11 protein-coding genes and 4 tRNA genes are annotated in these 18,773 nt (G+C 74.5%); 4 read left to right on the top strand and 11 right to left on the bottom strand.

Annotated features, from left to right (window positions below):
* Positions 1 to 14: 14 nt before the first annotated feature.
* Entirely contained in the window at positions 15 to 1,334 is a 1,320-nt protein-coding gene (locus G446_RS0100480; RefSeq protein ID WP_169721259.1) for an MFS transporter, read from the top strand.
* Between the two features lie 23 nt (positions 1,335 to 1,357).
* Here G446_RS0100480 and G446_RS0100475 read toward each other — a convergent pair whose 3' ends face one another.
* The 4 genes from G446_RS0100475 to G446_RS0100460 all read right to left on the bottom strand — a co-directional run bounded on the left by G446_RS0100475 (position 1,358) and on the right by G446_RS0100460 (position 2,279).
* The gene (locus tag G446_RS0100475) at positions 1,358 to 1,927 is read right to left on the bottom strand and encodes a hypothetical protein (protein ID WP_026408639.1); all 570 of its coding nucleotides are present in this window, start codon (positions 1,925 to 1,927) and stop codon (positions 1,358 to 1,360) included.
* Positions 1,928 to 2,020: 93 nt separating this feature from the next.
* Positions 2,021 to 2,095, bottom strand: a tRNA-Val gene (locus G446_RS0100470).
* A gap of 1 nt (position 2,096) precedes the next feature.
* Positions 2,097 to 2,167 (bottom strand) — tRNA-Cys (locus G446_RS0100465).
* Positions 2,168 to 2,206: 39 nt separating this feature from the next.
* A tRNA-Gly gene (locus G446_RS0100460) sits at positions 2,207 to 2,279 on the bottom strand.
* A 147-nt stretch (positions 2,280 to 2,426) separates the two neighbouring features.
* Between G446_RS0100460 and G446_RS0100455 the strand changes: the two genes are divergently transcribed.
* Positions 2,427 to 2,499: transfer RNA gene (locus G446_RS0100455), tRNA-Val, on the top strand.
* 71 nt (positions 2,500 to 2,570) lie between these two features.
* Here G446_RS0100455 and G446_RS0100450 read toward each other — a convergent pair.
* Entirely contained in the window at positions 2,571 to 3,947 is a 1,377-nt protein-coding gene (locus tag G446_RS0100450; RefSeq protein ID WP_026408638.1) for a UTP--glucose-1-phosphate uridylyltransferase, read from the bottom strand.
* Positions 3,948 to 4,095: 148 nt separating this feature from the next.
* Here G446_RS0100450 and G446_RS0100445 point away from each other — a divergent pair, with 148 nt between their 5' ends.
* Complete coding sequence (locus G446_RS0100445; protein WP_026408637.1) at positions 4,096 to 6,600, top strand: DUF2339 domain-containing protein; 2,505 nt, start codon at positions 4,096 to 4,098, stop codon at positions 6,598 to 6,600.
* Between the two features lie 54 nt (positions 6,601 to 6,654).
* Here the strand turns inward: G446_RS0100445 and uvrA are convergent, their stop codons facing one another.
* Positions 6,655 to 9,501 carry an excinuclease ABC subunit UvrA gene (uvrA, locus tag G446_RS0100440; protein WP_026408636.1) on the bottom strand — a complete coding sequence of 949 codons (2,847 nt, stop codon included), beginning with the start codon at positions 9,499 to 9,501 and terminating at the stop codon, positions 6,655 to 6,657.
* A gap of 642 nt (positions 9,502 to 10,143) precedes the next feature.
* On the opposite strand from uvrA, the gene G446_RS0100435 reads away from it, so the two are divergent.
* On the top strand, positions 10,144 to 10,428 hold the full coding sequence (locus tag G446_RS0100435) for a YciI family protein (protein WP_026408635.1): 285 nt from the start codon (positions 10,144 to 10,146) through the stop codon (positions 10,426 to 10,428).
* A 56-nt stretch (positions 10,429 to 10,484) separates the two neighbouring features.
* On the opposite strand, the gene G446_RS15070 is transcribed toward G446_RS0100435, so the two are convergent.
* The 5 genes from G446_RS15070 to coaE form a co-directional block, all read right to left on the bottom strand.
* Positions 10,485 to 13,061 (bottom strand): HAD-IC family P-type ATPase, encoded by a 2,577-nt coding sequence (locus G446_RS15070; protein WP_051285518.1) that lies wholly within the window; start codon positions 13,059 to 13,061, stop codon positions 10,485 to 10,487.
* 22 nt (positions 13,062 to 13,083) lie between these two features.
* Positions 13,084 to 14,079, bottom strand: a complete 996-nt coding sequence (locus G446_RS0100425) for a TerC/Alx family metal homeostasis membrane protein (RefSeq protein WP_026408634.1) — start codon at positions 14,077 to 14,079, stop codon at positions 13,084 to 13,086.
* Positions 14,080 to 14,090: 11 nt separating this feature from the next.
* Complete coding sequence (locus G446_RS0100420; RefSeq protein ID WP_026408633.1) at positions 14,091 to 15,101, bottom strand: TerC/Alx family metal homeostasis membrane protein; 1,011 nt, start codon at positions 15,099 to 15,101, stop codon at positions 14,091 to 14,093.
* 243 nt (positions 15,102 to 15,344) lie between these two features.
* Positions 15,345 to 17,441, bottom strand: coding sequence for an excinuclease ABC subunit UvrB (gene uvrB / locus G446_RS0100415; RefSeq protein WP_026408632.1), 2,097 nt, complete (start codon positions 17,439 to 17,441; stop codon positions 15,345 to 15,347).
* Between the two features lie 9 nt (positions 17,442 to 17,450).
* The gene (gene coaE, locus G446_RS19015) at positions 17,451 to 18,758 is read right to left on the bottom strand and encodes a dephospho-CoA kinase (protein WP_084778772.1); all 1,308 of its coding nucleotides are present in this window, start codon (positions 18,756 to 18,758) and stop codon (positions 17,451 to 17,453) included.
* Between the last annotated feature and the right edge of the window lie 15 nt (positions 18,759 to 18,773).

The raw sequence follows: 18,773 nt of genomic DNA, 5'->3' as shown, positions 1-18,773 counted from the left end.
GCATGCTGTGCCGCATGAGCGCCACGCCCGCCGGCCCCCGTCCCTCCCCCCTCCCGTCGCCGCCCCTGTGGCGCAGCCGGGACTACCTCCTGTGGTTCACGGGCGACACCCTGGCGGACTTCGGCTCGTCCCTGCGCGCGTTCGCCATGCCGCTCATCGCCTACGCGGCCACCGGGTCGCTCACGACGGCCGGGCTCGTCGGCACCGTGGGCGCGGTCGCGTCCACCGTCATGACCGTGCCGGGCGGCGTCGTCGTCGACCGGGTGGACCGCAAGCGGCTCATCGTCCTGGGCGATCTCGCGCGGGCGACGATCTACGGCTCGGCGGCGCTCGCCTGGCGGCTGGGGGCGCTCACCCCGCCGGTCCTGCTCGTGGTCGCGGCCGCCTCCGGCGCCTGCGCCGGCGTGTTCGGGCTCGCGTCGAACGCCATGATCAAGCACGTCGTGCCCCCGGACCGCTACCCCTCGGCGCAGGCCGCCAACCAGGCCCGCGAATCGGCCCTGTCCATCGCGAGCAACCCGGCGGGCGGGGCGCTCATGTCCGTCTCCCCCGCCGCCCCCTTCCTCGCCGAGGCGGCGGGGCACGTCCTGGCCGCCGTCAGCATCTGGCGGGTGCGGGCCGACACCCGCCCCGGGGCCGGGTCCGCCTCCCCGCCCGATCCGGCGCGCCCCGGCGGGCGGGGGCCGGTCGCCGGGGCGCGCCGCGCCCGCGCCGAGGTCGTCGAGGGCTGGCGCTGGCTCGCCGGCCGGCCCTTCCTCCTCTTCCTGTCCCTCGTCTTCGGCCTTCTGAGCATCAGCGGCACCGGCTCCTGCACCGCCGTCGTCCTCGGCTGGTCCCGCGACGGGCTGTCCGCCGCCAGGATCGGGGTGCTCACCACCGGATCGGGCGTCGCCATGCTCGTGGGGGCGGCCGGCGCGACGCGGCTCAGCCAGCGCGTGCGCGGCGGGGTCCTCCTCCTGGCGGCCACCGCCGTGACGGTGTCGGCCACCGCGGGCCTCGCCCTCGTCCCCTCGGTGCCCGGCCGCGCCCTGCTGCTGGTCCTGCTCTTCTGCGCCGCGCCGATCATGAACGCCGTGGGGGGCGGCTACGTGATGCGGCTCATCCCCACTGGGATGTTCGGCCGGGTCGGCGGCGCCCTCCTGCTCATCAACCTCGGGCTGCCCGCCGCGGCCCCCTGGCTGGCGGGGCGCGGGCTCGACGCGGTGGGGCGCAGCGGGACCCTGTGGGGCTTCACCGCGCTGGGGTCCCTCGCCCTGGGACTCATGCTGGCCTCCCGGAGGCTGCGGACCCTGGGTCTGCCCTCGCAGTGGGACGCGGCCGACGAGGCGCCATGACCCCGGGCGCCGGCGGGCCGGGGCTAGGAGGCGCTCACGGAGCGCGAGGAGTCGAGGAAGAACCGGTGGGCGGCCCGCAGCAGCTCGCGCCCCGCCTCCAGGTCGTTGGCGAAGACCAGGTCCGGCAGGAGCACGTGGGTGCCGTCGGAGAAGTAGGCGCGCGTGCCCATGTCGTTCCTGCGCATGGACGAGCTCCCGGGCACCCGCGCCCGCGCCTCGCGGATCTCCGTGAAGTCGCACCACCGGTGGAACCACTGCAGTGTCCAGGCCCCGCCCTTGAGCTTGTCGTGGCGGAGGCCGGCGGGCGTCAGGGTCAGGCGCGAGACCATCGACTCCACGCGGTAGTTGATGACCCAGAACCCGAGGAGGAGGGCCCCGGCGATCGCGCCGACGACCGTGAGCGCCGCCCGCCCCAGGGCCATCCCGGCGACGACGGCGACCAGGCACGGGATCACCGTGAAGGCCGAGAAGGCGATGAGGCGGCGCCGGGCCATGCCGCCGTCGGGCTGGAAGGCGACGGCCCCGTCGCGCCGGATGTCCTCCAGCCTCTGCCTGACCCAGATCTCGCGCTCGTCCTGATTCCTCAAGGGCATGCCATCACCCTACGTCACGCGCGCCCGAATCGTGACCTGAATGTGACCTTCGGTCGTCGCCCGCGGGTCCGGCGACGGGGCCCGGACGGGCGGTGGTGGGCGATACTGGGATCGAACCAGTGACCTCTTCCGTGTCAGGGAAGCGCGCTCCCGCTGCGCCAATCGCCCGAGGTGGGTACCGGATTCGAACCGGTGTGAACGGCTTTGCAGGCCGGTGCCTAGCCTCTCGGCCAACCCACCGCTGAAGATGCCGGGCGCCGGCGGCCCCCCGCTCCTCGGAGCGGATGACGGGACTCGAACCCGCGACCCTCACCTTGGCAAGGTGATGCTCTACCAACTGAGCCACATCCGCATGAGCCCGGGGCGGGACGACCCGCCCGGTGCTGGGAAACCATAGCACCCACCCGGCGGGGCGGACCAAACGACCCCGCGGTGAGACACCTCACCGGTCTCCTGTTTGCCGCGCCGGGCGCCGCCCCGATAGCCTGTCCCCCGCGCCGGGCGATTGGCTCAGGGGTTAGAGCGCCTCGTTCACACCGAGGAGGTCACTGGTTCGATTCCAGTATCGCCCACCCGGCGCGCGGGCCCGGACCGTACGGTCCGGGCCCGCGCCGTTGCGCGCCGCCGCCCGGCGCCGATCCGCTCAGATCCTGGCGCCGGCGGGGATCTCGCCGGGCGATCCCTGCGGCGCGACGCGCGCCCGGCCGGTGGCCACGACGCCGGCCCCGAAGGTCCAGTCGCCCTCCACGCTCAGGGACTCGGCCCCCCTGATCGAGGGGACGCCGTGGGGGAAGCGGGCCTCGAAGTCGCCGATCCGCTTGTAGAAGCGCGCATCGAGGCTCACCTCGCAGGCCCGCTCCGGCACCATCCGCAGCAGCCCGTCGTCGTCGACCTCGTAGACGTCCGAGCGCACCAGCAGCAGGTCGTTGGTGGTCTTGACCGGCAGGAACCGGCTGCGCGGCACCTCCACGGCGGCGGCGCCCTCGAAGGCCTCGACGGCCGCGCCCATCGCCGTCTCCATCTGGATGACGGGCGTGGAGGCGGGGTCGGAGGGGTCGACCGTCTTCTCATTGCGGATGAGCGGCAGACCGAGGATCCCCCCGCGCTCGACCAGGGTGTCGCGCAGGACCTCCAGATCGAACCAGAGGTTGTTGGTGTGGAAGAAGGGGTGGCGGAACTGGTCGGTGAAGAAGCGCATCTGCTCGGGGGGCGTCTGCGCCGTGTCGCGCAGGATGATGCGCCCGTCGCTCCTGCGCACGGCCAGGTGCCCGCCCTTGACGTCGGCGGGCGTGCGGCGGCACACCTCCGGGGCGTAGGGGGCGCCGGAGGCCGCGAACCAGCCGGCGATGCGGGCGGAGGGGGCCGCCCCCAGGTTGTCCGAGTTGGAGGTCATGGCGTACCGGTAGCCGCGCTCCAGCAGGGCGTCGAGGACCCCGGAGGCCATCAGGGCCGTGTAGATGTCGCCGTGGCCGGGCGGGCACCACTCCAGCTCGGGGTCGGCGGGCCACTGCACCGGGCTCAGGTCGTCGACCCGCAGCTTGGGCTCGCGGTTCTGCAGGAAGTCCAGGGGCAGGCCGTCGACCTCGATGCCGGGGCGGGCCGCCAGGGCGGCCAGGGTGTCGGAGCGGGTGCGGAAGGAGTCCATGAAGATCAGCGGCAGTCTCACCCCGTAGCGCCGGCGCGCCGCCATGACCTGGTCGACGAGCAGGTCGAGGAAGGTCCGCCCGTCGCGGACCGGGAGCAGGGACTTGGCCCGGTCCATGCCCATGGAGGTGCCCAGGCCCCCGTTGAGCTTGATGAGCGCCGTGCGGTCGAGCGCCTCGCGGGCCGCGTCCTCGTCGATCGCGGCCCCGTCGATGGAGTCGATCCGCGTGAGCGGCTCGATCGTCTCCTCGGGGATGAGGCCCGTGGCCCCGCCCTCGAGCTGGGTGTAGTAGTGGGTGAAGACGTCGATGGCTTGCTGCGCGACCCCGGCATCGCGCATTTTAGTCCGGGCGGCGGTGAGTCCGTTCTCGCTCATGACTGCAGGGTAGTCCGCGGCCCCGCCCGCACGCCCGACGGCGCCAGCCGCCCGGTTATCCACAGAAGTCGGCCCGCCCATATGAATCCGCCGCCCCCTGGCCTAGCGTGGGCGCCGTCCCCCGCAGGCACGTCAGGAGAGACCGCCCATGCCCCGCCCCGACAACCCCTACGCCCCGCGCCGGCCGGGCGAGGACCTGACCGAGGTGCTGCGGCGCCTCGACCTCATGGAGCGCAAGCTCGACTGGATCGCCCGCCGCATCGCCGTCCTCGCCCACGTGGAGGGCGCCGCGCCCGCCCACGAGCCCACCGCGCAGCGGGTCGGGCCCGCCGAGTCCGGGCCCGACCCGGCGGAGCCCCGTCCCCAGCCCGCCCCGACCGACGGGCCCCGACCGGTCGAACCGGTCGAACCGGCCCGGCCCGAGCCCGCCGAACCCGCCGAACCCGGTCCGACGCCGTCGCCCCGCCCGTGGACGCCGGTCGAGCCCCGTCCCCGCCCCGCCGCCCCGGGCGCGGCGCCGCCGGTCCCCGCGGCCCGGCCGACCCGGATTCCGGCAGCCCCGGCCGTCTCCGCGGGCGGGCCGGGCGCGCGCCCCGCCGTCGGCCCCTCCCCCGCCGGTCCCGCCTGGTGGGAGCGCGCCCGCGCGGAGGGCAACATCGGGCGCTACCTGCTCTCGGCGGCGGCGACCCTGCTCATCGTGCTGGCCGCCGTCAGCCTCGTCGCGCTCACCTGGGAGTCCATCCCCGACGGCGTCAAAATCGGCTCCCTCGCCCTGGCGGCGCTCGCGCTCGTGGGGGTCGGCACCCGCCTGGCGGTCGCCCGCCCCGGCCAGCGCGTCGCCGCGGCCACGCTCACCGGCACCGGCGGGGCCCTGGGCTTCGTCGCCGTCATCAGCGGCGTGCTCCTGGACGGACTCGTCCCCGCCCGCCCCGCCTTCGGCCTCATGGCGCTGTGGGGCCTGGTGCTGCTGCTCCTGTCGCGCCTGACCCGGCAGGTGTTCACCGCCGTCGTGTCCATGGTGGGCGCCCTGGTCACCATGGGCTTCGCCTCCCTCCACGCCCTGGCGCACCCCGAGCTCGCGCTCACGGAATGGCTGCTCATCGAGCTCTACGCCCTCGTGCTGGCCGTCACCTGCGCCCTGCTCGCCGGGACCGCCGGGCGGATGCCCGGGGCCGTGTGGTACCCGGTGATCGGGGTGACGACCACGTCCTTCGCCGCGCTGGCCGCGCCCTCGCACGGCCCCCTGGGCTCGGCCGACCTCGCCCCGGCCGCGCTGGCCCTCGTCGCCGCCGCGATCGCCCTCCTCCACGCCCAGGTCCTCCAGGCCGACGCCCTGCTGTGGAACCACGGCCGGCGCGGCGCCATCGGCTGGGACTGGGCCGCCGCGCAGGTCGTCACCGCCGTCGTGACCGCGCTGAGCCTGGGGCGGCTGACGGCGCCCGGGCAGCGGACGGCCGCGGTGCTGCTCGTCCTGGCGGTGCAGATCGTGGCGAGCGCCGTGATCCTCCTGGCGCGCCGGCCGCGGGGCCGGCGCCCGGGGCCCCTCGCGGCCCTCCTCGGCGGCATCGTCGTGGTCGGGCTGATGCTCCTGCTCGTCGAGGCGCGCGCCGCCGTCCTGCTCGCCCTCGCCGTGGCGCTGCCCGTGTGGGGCCTGGCGCGCGAGGGCGCCGCCTGGACCGTCCCCCTCGCCGCCGCCGGCGCCGGCGGCGCCCTGCTCGCCTGCAACCGGGACCGGCCCGCCCTCGCCTCGGCGCTGGCGGCCGCGCTGGTCATGCTGGCCGCCTGCCCCCTGTGCGAGGCCGCGCTGCCCGACGACGCCGACCCGCGGGCCCGCTTCGCGCGCCGCACCGCGCTGCGCGCCGGCGCCTGGCTGGGCGGGGCCGCCCTGGCCGTCTCAGCCCCGGTCCTGATCGCCGGACTGGTGCCCTGGGCGCCCGACGCCGCCCGCGCCACGGGGGCGGTGCTCATGTCGGCGGCGCTGACCGCCCTGAGCGCGCTGGGCCTGTTCCACCCCGACGCCTCTCCCCTGCCGCTCGCGCGCGGCGCCATGATCGGGCTGCGCCCCGGGGTCGACGCCGCCGGGCGCGCCCTGACCCCGGCGCCCCCGGCCGGCACGGTCGTGGGCGCCGTCGTCCTGGCCGGCGGAGCCCTCGTCGACCTGCTCGCCGCCGGCTCCGCCCGGTTCGCCCCCGCGCTGGCGCTGGTCGTGGCCGCCGTCGTCCTGACCGTCACGGCCGACCGCCTGCTCCTGCCGTGGATCCGCCGCGCCGGCGCGGCCCTGGCCGCGGCCGGGCTGAGCTCCCTGGTGCTGTGGTGGTCGATCATCGCGCTGAGCGACGCCCGGGCCTCCTCCGTCATTATGACGGTCATCGCCCTGGGCACGGGCGCGGCGTGCATCCTGCTGGGATTCGCCATCGGGGCGACGGCGCTGCGCCACTACGGCCTGGCCCTGGTCCTGGTGGCGGTCCTCAAGCTCGCCGTCTTCGACGTCGTCGCCCAGAGCTCGCTCACGCGCATCCTGGCGCTGCTGGTGGGCGGCGTCGTCTGCTTCGGCCTGTCCCTGGCCTACAACCGGGCCGCCACCGACGCCGAGGGGGCCCGGGAGGCCCGGGAGCAGGGCGACTCCGGGCGGCCGGGCGGCCCCGGGGCCTGAGGCCGCCCGCCCCCGGCCCGCGGACCGGCCGGGCGACGCCCGCCCCCGCCCCTTTCAGCGGCGCGAGCGCTCCAGCAGCGGGGCCAGGTACCGGCCGGTGTGGGAGGCGGGGTCGGCGGCCACCTCCTCCGGGGTGCCGGCGGCCACCACCTCCCCGCCGCCCCGGCCGCCCTCGGGCCCCAGGTCGATGACCCAGTCCGCGTTGGCGATGACATCGAGGTTGTGCTCGATGACGACCACCGTGTTGCCCTTGTCGACCAGGCCCTGGAGGACCGCCAGGAGCTTGCGGATGTCCTCGAAGTGCAGGCCCGTCGTCGGCTCGTCCAGGACGTAGACGGTCCGGCCCGTCGAGCGGCGCTGGAGCTCGGTGGCCAGCTTGACGCGCTGCGCCTCCCCGCCGGACAGGGTGGTGGCCGACTGCCCCAGTCTCACGTAGCCCAGGCCGACGTCGACGAGCGTGCTCAGGTGGCGGGCGATGATCGGGGTGGCGGCGAAGAACTCGCCGGCCCGGCGGATGGTCATGTCCAGCACGTCGGCGACCGTGGCGTCCTTGTAGCGGATCTCCAGGGTCTCCCGGTTGTAGCGGGCCCCGCCGCAGACCTCGCAGGGCACGTAGACGTCGGGCAGGAAGTTCATCTCGATCTTGAGCGTGCCGTCGCCCTTGCAGGCCTCGCAGCGCCCGCCCTTGACGTTGAAGGAGAAGCGGCCGGGCCCGTAGCCGCGCGCCTTGGACTCGGGCACGGCGGCGAAGATCTTGCGGATGTGGTCCCACACGCCCGTGTAGGTGGCCGGGTTGGAGCGGGGGGTGCGGCCGATGGGCGACTGGTCCACGTGCACCACCTTGTCCAGGTCGTCCAGGCCGCGCACCGTCCTGTGCCGCCCGGGCACGCCCCGGGCCCGGTTGAGCCGGTTGGCCAGGACCTGGTAGAGGATCGAGTTGACCAGCGAGGACTTGCCCGATCCGGACACGCCGGTGACGGCCGTGAGCACGCCCAGGGGGAAGGAGACGGTGATGTTCTTGAGGTTGTTCTCGCGGGCCCCCACCACCGTGACCTCCCGGCCCCTGACCGGCCTGCGCCGCACGGCGGGCACCTCGATGGCGCGGCGCCCGGCCAGGTAGTCGCCGGTGAGGCAGTCGGCGGCGTCGAGCAGTCCCGGCAGGGCGCCGGCGTAGACGACCCGCCCGCCCCTCTCCCCGGCGCCCGGGCCGATGTCGACGATCCAGTCGGCCGAGCGGATGGTGTCCTCGTCGTGCTCGACGACGATGAGGGTGTTACCCAGGTCCCGCAGGCGCTGAAGGGTCTCGATGAGGCGGGCGTTGTCCCGCTGGTGCAGCCCGATGCTGGGCTCGTCGAGCACGTAGAGGACCCCGACCAGCCCCGAGCCGATCTGGGTGGCCAGGCGGATGCGCTGCGCCTCCCCGCCCGACAGCGTCGCGGCGCCGCGGGCCAGGCTCAGGTAGTCCAGGCCGACGTCGACGAGGAAGCCCAGGCGGGCGTCGATCTCGGTCAGGATCGTCGCGGCGATCCGCTCGACCTGGCCGGTCAGGTGCAGTCCGGCCAGGAAGTCGCGGGCCTCGCCCACGGGCAGCTCGCACAGCTGGGCGATGGACCTGTCCCCCACGCGCACGGCCAGGACCTCGGGCTTGAGGCGCGCGCCGTGGCAGGTCGGGCAGGGCACCCGGCGCATGTAGCCCTCGTAGCGCTCCTTGGACCACTCCGACTCGGTCTCGTCGTGCTTGCGCATGACGTAGTCGAGCGCGCCCTCGAAGCCGGTGGAGTAGATGCGCTCGCGCCCCCACCGGTTGCGGTACTTGACCTGGACCTCGTAGTCCTTGCCGCGCAGGATGGCCTCCTTGGCGCGGTCGGGCAGGGCCCGCCAGGGGGTGTCGACGTCGAAGGCGAGCTCCTCCCCCAGGGCCGCCAGCTGCCGGGTGAAGTACTTCTGGTGGCCCGCCCACGGGGCGATGGCGCCCTCGGCCAGGGTCAGCTCCTCGTCGGGGACGACCAGGGAGGGGTCGACCTCCAGGCGGGTGCCGATGCCGGTGCACGCGGGGCAGGCGCCGTAGGGGGCGTTGAAGGAGAAGGTGCGCGGCTCCATCTCGTCCAGGGACAGGGGGTGCTCGTTGGGGCAGGCCCGCTTCTCGGAGTAGCGGTGCTCGCGATCGGGATCCTCGGCGGGCAGGTCCACCTTGTCGATGACGACGAGCCCGTCGGCCAGGCCCAGCGCCGTCTCGACCGAGTCGGTCAGGCGCCGGCGGATGCCCTCGCGCACGACGAGGCGGTCGACGACCACCTCGATGTCGTGCTTGAGCCTCTTGTTGAGCGCGGGCACGTCCCCCAGGCGGTGGATGATGCCGTCGACCCGCACGCGCGAGAAGCCCCGGGCGGAAAGGTCTGCGAAGAGCTCGGCGTACTCGCCCTTGCGGCCGCGCACGACGGGGGCCAGGACCTGGAAGCGGGTGCCCTCGTCCATGGCGCGCACCCGGTCGACGATCTGCTGGGGGGTCTGTGAGGAGATGACCGCGTCGCACACGGGGCAGTGCTGGACGCCGGCGCGCGCGTAGAGCAGGCGCAGGTAGTCGTAGACCTCGGTGACGGTGCCCACGGTGGAGCGGGGGTTGCGGGAGGTGGACTTCTGGTCGATGGACACCGCCGGGCTCAGGCCCTCGATGAAGTCGACGTCGGGCTTGTCCATCTGGCCCAGGAACTGGCGGGCGTAGGAGGACAGGGACTCCACGTAGCGGCGCTGGCCCTCGGCGAAGATCGTGTCGAAGGCGAGGGAGGACTTGCCCGAGCCGGACAGGCCGGTGAAGACGATCATCGCGTTGCGCGGCAGGTCCAGGTTCACGCCCTTGAGGTTGTGCTCTCGTGCGCCGCGGATGATGAGGGAGTCGTTCACGACGCCGAGTCTAGGAGGGAGGACCGCAACCCCAAACACGTGTTCGAGGCGGGGCGGCGAGGGATTGGCCACTCCGGGCGGTCGGCGCGCCGGTCCGGGGCGCCCGCCCCGCCCGGCGGCCGCCCCGCGCCGGTGCTCCGCGGCGTCCACCGCCCCCTCTTTCACTGCGCCCCTTCACCCTCTACTGCGCCCCTTTTCCTCCGCTGCGCCTCTTCGCCCTCCGCTGCGCACCCCCGCGGTCCGCGAGATCGTCACTTAACCCGCGAGCACGTCGGGTAACCCTCGAGCACGTACCTCTAGCAGACGTGCTCGAGGGTTAAGTGACGTGCTCGCGCGTCGGGCGGGGTTCCCGCGGACTCCGTCCGGTCATCGGGGCGCCCGTCGTGGTCGTCGTCCAACCGGCGGCTCTCCTCCGAGGGGCCGCGGCGGCGCCGATTGTCCAAATCTGTTGCAAAGGCCCCGATCGTGCCGGGGCTCCGAAAGGGAAACGTTGATATTCCGCGCTTCTTCTCGCCACCGATCCCGGCCCGGGGCGCCTTTGCAACAGATTCGGACACGCCCCCGCCCCGGCACGCCCCAGGAGCCCCACCCGCACCAGCGCAGCGGCGCCCCGGCGGGCGCAGCACCGTCTAGGCTGGGGCCATGAGCAGGATCTACGCCGTCGAGTACCGCTACGTCACCGACCAGGACGAGGAGATGGCGAAGATGCGCCCCTCGCACCGGGCCTTCAACGGCCGGCTCGCCGACCGGGGGCTGCTGCTGGCGGCCGGCCCCCACCCCGGCACGCACGAGGCCCTCATCGTCGTGCGCGCCGAGGACGAGGCCGGCGCCCTGGCCCTCCTGGACGACGACCCCTTCCACAGGGCCGGTTTCATCGCCGAGCGGGTCGCGCGGGAGTGGAACCCGGTCATCGGCCTGCTGGCCTGAGCCCCCGGGCGGGTCGGGCCCCCGTCAGCCGATCGGCCCCATGGGGCCGATTCGTCTCACCGATCGGCCCTCGGGCGCCCCGCGCCCGGCTCCGGGCCCGCCAGGCGGGGGCCGAGCGAGCCCACCAGGTGCATCAGGGCGACGACAACGCCCGTCATGACCGCGACGACCAGCCAGGTCGTGGGGGCCGGCCACTCCAGGAGGAAGAAGGCCCGCACCGGCGCGACGAGGACGCCCGCCACCGCGATGGCGCCCATGAGGACGATCAGGCCCAGGCGCCAGCCCCACAGGGGCCGCGCCGTCAGCGTCAGCAGCGCCAGTCCGCAGGCCACCAGCACGAGCGTGGCGCCCGTGGTCACCTGCCCTTCGGGGGCGCCGACGGCGGCCAGCCAGGTGCGCGCCGCCAGGGTGCACGCGCCCGCGACCAGGCCCGCGGGCACCGACAGGACCAGCACGCGGCGCAGGAAGCCGGAGCGGTAGCGGCGGCGGTTGGGGGCCAGGGCCAGGACGAAGGCGGGGATCCCGATCGTCAGGGAGGACACGATGGTGAGCTGGCGCGGCAGGAAGGGGTAGGAGATGGCCGTGAGGGCGACGACGACGGCGATGAGGCTAGCGTAGACGGTCTTGGACAGGAACAGGGAGGCGATCCGCTCCGTGTTGGCCATGACCCGCCGCCCCTCGGCGACCACGCCGGGCAGGGCGGAGAACTCCCCGCTCAGCAGGACCAGGCGCGCCACCGCCCGCGTGGCCGGCGCGCCGTTGCCCATGGCGATGCCCAGGTCGGCGTCCTTGAGGGCGAGGGCGTCGTTGACGCCGTCGCCCGTCATGGCCACGGTGCGCCCGCGACGGCGCAGGGCCCGGACGAAGGCGCGCTTCTGCTCGGGCGTGACGCGCCCCAGGACGTCGGCGCCCTCGACCGAGTCGGCCAGGGCGTCCAGCTCCTCGGGGGCGGAGGCGTCGGCGGGCAGGGTGCGCGCGTCGACGACGGCGAGATCCCCGTCCCGCCCGGGCCCGGGCTCATCGGCCCCGCCCTCGACGGCCTCCGCCCCGCCCCCGCCGGCCCCGGCCGCGCGCACGCCGGCCCGGCGGGCGACGGCGGCCACGGTGACGGGGTTGTCGCCGCTGATGACCTTGACCCGCACGCCCTGGTCTCGGAAGTAGGCCAGGGTCCGCTCGGCGTCGGGGCGGACCTCCTCGGCCAGGACGACCAGGCCGGCGGCGGCGCGCCCGTCGGGCAGGGCGGCGTCCCCGTCGGGCGCGCGCCCGCAGCCGACGTCGGCGACGGCCAGGCCCACCACGCGCAGGCCCCGCCCGGCCAGCTCCCGGGCGCGCGCCAGCAGCGCCCCGGCCCCCTCGGCCCCGTCCAGGACGATCTCGGGGGCGCCCATGACCCAGGTCCGCCCGCCCGCGCCCGCCGCGGACCACTTGCGCCGCGAGGAGAAGGGCACGCGCCGCCCGTCGGCGTCGTCCGTCCCGGTCCGCCCGCCGGCGTCGTCGTCGGGCCCGGGCGCGCCGAGTTCCCCCAGCCCCTCGCGCACGGCCAGGGCGGTCGCATTGGACTCCTGCGAGGTCAGGGCCGCCAGGGCGCCGCGCAGCTCGGGCCCCGCCCCGGCCCCGCCGGGGCCCTCGACGCGCTCCAGGCGGATGCGCCCGGTGGTGATGGTGCCGGTCTTGTCCAGGCACAGCGTGTCGACGCGGGCCAGGACCTCCACGGCGGGCAGCTCCTGGACCAGGACGCGGCGGCGGGCCAGGCGCAGCGAGGCGGTGGCGAAGTTGACGCTCGTGAGCAGCACCAGCCCCTGGGGGACCATGCCCACGACCCCGGCGATGGCCGCGACCGTCGCCATGCGCCAGGCGCCGGTGGCCCGCGCCGCCTGCCAGCCGCCCGCCGCGCTGATCTGCGACCAGGCCAGCAGCAGCGCCACCGGCACGATGACCCAGGAGATCCAGCGCAGGACCCGGTCGGTGCCCTCCTGGAGCTCGGAGCCGACCCTGGAGAAGCGGCGGGCCTCGCGCGCCAGCCGGTGGGCGTAGGCCCGCTCGCCCACGGCGGTGGCGCGCATGAGCCCCTCCCCCGCCGTGACCGTGGTGCCCGACAGGACCCGGGCGCCCGGCTCGGGGCGCACGGCGTCGGACTCCCCGGTGAGGATGGACTCGTCGATCTCCAGCCCGTCGGCGGTCAGGAGCTCGCCGTCGGCGGGGACCTGCTCCCCGCTGCGCAGTCGCACGACGTCGTCCAGGACGATGTCCGCCACGTCGACGTCGGCCTCGCGCCCCTCGCGCCGGACGTGGGCGGTGGGCGCCTGGAGGACGCTGAGGCGGTCCAGGGCGCGCTTGGCGCGGACCTCGGCGAGGGTTCCCGTGGCCGTGTTGAGCACCAGCACGAAGCCGAACAGCGCGTCCACCCACTGCCCCACGAGGAGCACCACGACCAGGGCGACGCCCAGGATGGCGTTGAAGACGGTCAGCAGGTTGGTCCGCAGGATCGCCGCCGCCGAGCGCGAGCTGGGCTCCCGGTAGGCGTTGGTCAGCCCCCGGCGCACGCGCTCGCGCACCTGGGAGGCGCTCAGGCCCCGCGGGGCGCCGTCCGCCCCGACGGGCTCTCGAGGGTCCGTCCGGGTCTGCTCGGTCATCCGATCGGTCATGGCCGCCAGCCTACCGGCGCCCGCCCCGGCGCCGGGTGCGCAGCAGGGAGGCGACGGCGACCACGGCCAGGGTCACCACGATGACCAGCAGGGAGACCGCCGTGGAGGGCTCGGGGACGAGCTCCACGGGCCGCCCGCCGTTGATGAGGGGCAGGGAGTTGACGCGCAGGGCGTGGTCGATGAGCTTGAGGCCGATGAACCCCAGGATGACGGCCAGGCCGTAGGGCAGGTAGACGAGCCGCTCCAGCAGCCCGTCGATGAGGAAGTAGAGCTGGCGCAGCCCCAGCAGGGAGAAGGCCGTGGCGCTGAAGACGAGGAAGGGCTCGGAGGTGAGCCCGAAGATCGCCGGGATGGAGTCGACGGCGAACATGAGGTCGGCCGAGCCCAGGGCGACGACGGCGATGAGCATCGGGGTGATCATGGTGCGCCCGGCGTGGCGGTGGATCAGCCGGTTGCCCACGAAGCCGTCGGTCGTGGGCAGGACCCGCCGCACCAGGCGGGTCACCGCGTTGTCGGCGTACTCGGCGCCGTCGTCGGGCCCGTCCGGCCGGCGGGCGTCGACGACCTGCCTGACGGCGGTGCCGATCAGGAGGGCGCCGAAGACGTAGAAGACGGCGCCGAAGCGCTCCACGAGGGCGGCGCCGGCCAGGATGAAGACCAGGCGCAGCGCCAGGGCGATGACGATGCCCGCCAGCAGCGCCTTCTGCTGGTAGGCGCGCGGCACCCGGAAGGCCGACAGGATGAGGATGAACACGAAGAGGTTGTCCACGCTCAGCGACCACTCGGTGACCCACCCGGCGTAGAACTCCTGCCCCCACGCGCCGCCGGCGACCGCCCACACCACGGCGCCGTAGCCGGCGGCCAGCGCCATGTAGGCCAGGCTCCAGCCCACGGCCTCGCGCAGGCCCGGCGGGTGCGGGTTGCGGGCGTGCCCGACGAAGTCCAGGGTCAGCAGGCCCGCGACGACGGCGCCCAGCGCCAGCCAGGCCAGGGGACTCGCGCCCATCGTCCCCCCTCTCAGCGGTCGCCGTCGCGCCCGGCCGCGGCGGCGCGCCGGGAGGACAGGGCGGAGGCGACGACGGTGAGGGCGACGACGACGACGATGAGGCCCAGCGACGCCCCGATGGAGGGCTCGGGGATCGCCTCCCAGGGTCGCCCCCCGTTGATGAAGGGCAATTCGTTGCTGTGCAGGGCGTGGTTGACGAGCTTGAGGCCGATGAACCCCAGGATGGCGGCCAGTCCGTAGTGCAGGTAGACGAGGCGGTCCAGCAGCCCGTCGATGAGGAAGTAGAGCTGGCGCAGCCCCAGCAGGGAGAAGGCGTTGGCGGCGAAGACGAGGTAGGGCTCGGCCGTCAGGGAGTAGATCGCCGGGATGGAGTCGACGGCGAACATGACGTCGGCGGTGCCGATGGCGATGATGCACAGGAGCATCGGGGTGATCATGGTGCGCCCGGCGTGGCGGTGGATCACCTTGCCGCCCACGAAGCCGTCCGTCATGGGCACGACCCGCGAGACGAGCCTGACGAAGCCGCTGGGCCGGTACTCCTCGGCCTCGTGCTCGTCGGGCCGCTGGACGCCCTCGCGGGCCTGGGCCACGGCGGTGTAGATGAGCCAGGCGCCGAAGACGTAGAAGATCGCCGAGAAGTTCTCGATGAGGGCGGCGCCGGCCAGGATGAAGACCAGGCGCAGTACCAGGGCGATGACGATGCCCGCCAGCAGCACCTCCTGCTGGTAGGCGCGCGGCACCCGGAAGGCGGTGAGCATGATGACGAACACGAAGAGGTTGTCGATGCTCAGCGCCTTCTCGGTGATGTAGCCGGCGAAGTACTCCTGGCCGTACCGCCCGCCCCACACGGCCCACACGACGGCGCCGAAGGCGCAGGCCATGGCGATGTAGGCCGCCGACCAGGCGGCCGCCTCCCTCATGGAGGGCTCGTGGGGGGTGCGCACATGGCCGACGACGTCGATCGTGATCATGGTCAGGATGATCGCGGCCAGGGCGATCCATCCGAGGGCGTGGACGTCCACGGGCGCTCCTTCGGTACGGGTTCGGAAAAGGTACCGAAGGTCTCCTCCCGCCGCGGCCCGCGCCGGACGGCGCGGACCCGGGGCCTGCGACGCCGGGGCCGGGGCCCTGAGGACCCGGTCGCCGTGATGACGACGTCGCCGTTGGTGGGAGTACTCCCCTCCGAGTGGTCGGGGCGAGTCTAACGGCTCGGCGGCCCGCGCGGCCGGCGCCCGGTGCGGCGTCGGCGATGCGGCCGGCGCCGGTCAGTCCGCCGCGCGCATGGAGCGCAGCTCCTTCTTCAGGTCCCGGATCTCGTCGCGCAGCCGGGCCGCCAGCTCGAAGTGCAGGTCCTCGGCGGCGGCGTGCATCTGGGCGGTGAGCTCGGTGATGAGGTCGGCCAGGTCCCCCTGGGCGGCCCCGGCCAGCTTCTCGCGCACGGTGGCCTCGGCGGCCCGACGGCGCCGCGAGACCACCGCCCGCTCCTCGTGTCCGCGGTAGCCGCCGGCCAGCAGCTCGGCGGTGTCCACGTCCTCGCGGGCGAGCATGTCGGTCACGTCGGCGATCCTCTTGCGCAGCGGCTGCGGGTCGATGCCGTGCTCGGCGTTGTAGGCGATCTGCTTGGCGCGGCGCCGCTCGGTCTCCCCGATGGCCGCGGCCATGGCCGGGGTGATGGCGTCGGCGTACATGTGCACCTGCCCCGAGACGTTGCGGGCGGCGCGCCCGATGGTCTGGATGAGGGAGGTGGCCGAGCGCAGGAAGCCCTCCTTGTCCGCGTCCAGGATCGCCACCAGGGAGACCTCCGGCAGGTCCAGGCCCTCGCGCAGCAGGTTGATGCCCACGAGCACGTCGAACTCCCCCAGGCGCAGTCGGCGCAGCAGCTCCACGCGCCGCAGCGTGTCGACGTCGGAGTGCAGGTACTCCACACGCACGCCCCGCTCGGCCAGGTAGGTGGTCAGGTCCTCGGCCATGCGCTTGGTCAGGGTGGTCACCAGGACGCGCTCGCCGCGCTCGACGCGCACGCGCACCTGCTCGAGCAGGTCGTCGATCTGCCCCTCGGTGGGCTTGACCACCACCTCGGGGTCCACCAGGCCCGTGGGGCGGATGATCTGCTCGACGACGCCGTCGGAGCGCCGCGTCTCGTAGGGGCCCGGGGTGGCGGACAGGTAGACGGTCTGGCCGATGCGGTCCTCGAACTCGGCGAAGGTCAGCGGCCGGTTGTCCAGGGCGCTGGGCAGGCGGAAGCCGTGATCCACCAGGGTCCGCTTGCGCGAGGCGTCGCCCTCGTGCATGGCCCCGATCTGCGGCACCGTCACGTGGGACTCGTCGATGACCAGGAGGAAGTCCTCGGGGAAGTAGTCCAGCAGGGTGTTGGGCGGGGTGCCCGGGGAGCGCCCGTCGATGTGCAGCGAGTAGTTCTCGATGCCCGAGCACATGCCGATCTGGCCGAGCATCTCCAGGTCGTAGGTGGTGCGCATGCGCAGGCGCTGGGCCTCCAGGAGCCTGCCGTCGCGCTCCAGGACGGCCAGGCGATCGGCCAGCTCGGCCTCGATGCCCTCGATGGCCCGCGCCATGCGCTCGGGGCCGGCCACGTAGTGGGAGGCGGGGAAGACGAAGACCTCGTCGGCCGAGTCGATGACCTTGCCGCTCACCGGGTGGAGGGTGGCCAGGGACTCGATCTCGTCGCCGAAGAACTCCACGCGGATGGCCAGCTCCTCGTACATGGGGATGATCTCCACGGTGTCGCCGCGCACCCGGAAGGTGCCGCGGGTGAAGTCGACGTCGTTGCGGGTGTACTGCATGGCCACGAAGCGGCGCAGCAGCTCGTCGCGGTCGATGACCTGGCCCACGGCCAGCGGCGTCATGCGGTCCACGTACTCCTGGGGGGTGCCCAGGCCGTAGATGCACGACACGGAGGACACGACGACGACGTCGCGGCGGGTGAGCAGCGAATTCGTCGCGCTGTGGCGCAGGCGCTCGACCTCGTCGTTGATGGAGGAGTCCTTCTCGATGAAGGTGTCCGTCTGGGGCACGTAGGCCTCGGGCTGGTAGTAGTCGTAGTAGGACACGAAGTACTCCACCGCGTTGTTCGGCAGCAGCTCGCGGAACTCGGCGGCCATCTGGGCGGCCAGGGTCTTGTTGGGCTCCAGGATGAGGGTGGGGCGCTGGACCCTCTCCACCAGCCAGGCGGTGGTCGCGGACTTGCCGGTGCCGGTGGCCCCCAGCAGGACGATGTCCTTCTCCCCCGCCCTCAGGCGCCGCTCCAGCTCGTCGATGGCGGCCGGCTGGTCGCCGCCGGGCGTGTAGGGGCTGATGACCTCGAAGGGCCTGGCGCGGCGGCGCAGGTCGGTGACGGGACGCATGGGCCCAGGCTACGCGGACCGGTCGGCCGCCCCGAGCCGCCGCAGCGGGGAGAGCCGGTTGTCCCACAGCCAGGCGACGCCGTCGGCCAGGTCCGCCTCGGTGCCGTTGTTGATCAGGACGACGTCCGCCAGGGCGCGGCGCGCCTCGTCGTCGGCCTGGCCGGCCATGCGCGCCATGGCCTCGGCGCGCTCCAGCCCCCGCCGCTCCAGGCGCTCCAGGCGCTGCTCCAGCGGGGACTCGACGACGACGACGGAGTCGAACAGGTCCGCCATGCCCTGCTCCACGAGCAGGGGGACGTCGTAGACGGCCACTCCCCCCGCCCCGGCGCGCTCCATCTCCTGGGCGGCCTCCAGGGCGATGCGCGGCAGGGTGAGGGACTCCAGGCGCCGGCGCGCGGAGGGGTCGGAGAAGATGAGGCCCGCCATGGCGGAGCGGTCGAGGGCGCCGTCGGCGGTGATGACCCCGTCGCCGAAGACGGAGCGGATCCGGCCCAGGACCGCTCCGCCCGCCCCGGTCACCCGCCGGGAGATGGCGTCGGCGTCGACCACGGTGGCGTCGCGCCGGGCCAGCAGGCGCGCCACCGTCGACTTGCCCGAGCCGATCCCGCCGGTCAGCCCCACCCGCAGGGGGCGCCCGGCGCGCGGGACGGAGGCGCGCCCCACCCCCTGCCTCCACGCCCGGCGGCGGCGGACCTGGTCGGCGAGCTCGATCAGCAGGGCGGTCAGCAGCGCGGGGACGTCGTCGGCGCCCGGCGCCCCGGGCCCGGGCACGTGCACGAACCCGGTGAGCACTCCGGTCCGGCCGCCGGCCTCCAGGGCCTCCAGGGCGGCGTACAGGGTCGCGTTGCACACGTAGCCCCCGGCGTCGTCGCTGACCTCCACCGCGTGACCGGCGGCGCGCAGCCTGCCCGCCAGCGTCGGGGCGCTCCACGTGGCGCAGCGCCGGGGCGGCCCGCCGGAGACCAGGGCCTCGCCGCGGGGCCGGCGGCCGGCGTTGTCGGGGATGCGGGCCCCGGCCAGGTTGCGGGCCGTCGTCTCCAGCCTCACCGCCCGGGCGCCGGCGTCCAGGCCCACGAGCACGACGACATCGGGGCGCAGCGCCGCGATGAGCTCGCGCACGCGGCCCCGGGCGCCCTCGAAGGTCACCGGCAGCCGCTCGCGGTGGACGATGAGGGCCCCGTGCGCCAGCGCCAGCTCCCCCGGCAGGAGGCGGACGGCCTCCCAGGAGGGGTTGAGGCGGGCGCCGTCGAAGGGTTCGAAGCCGGTGACGAGCGCGGTGACCAAGTGGTCAGACAAGGGCGGCGCGGCATCATGCATAACGGGAGCGTATAG

The organism is Actinomyces dentalis DSM 19115 (assembly GCF_000429225.1).
Lineage (GTDB): Bacteria > Actinomycetota > Actinomycetes > Actinomycetales > Actinomycetaceae > Actinomyces > Actinomyces dentalis.
This window is presented reverse-complemented; position numbering and strand designations above follow the sequence as displayed.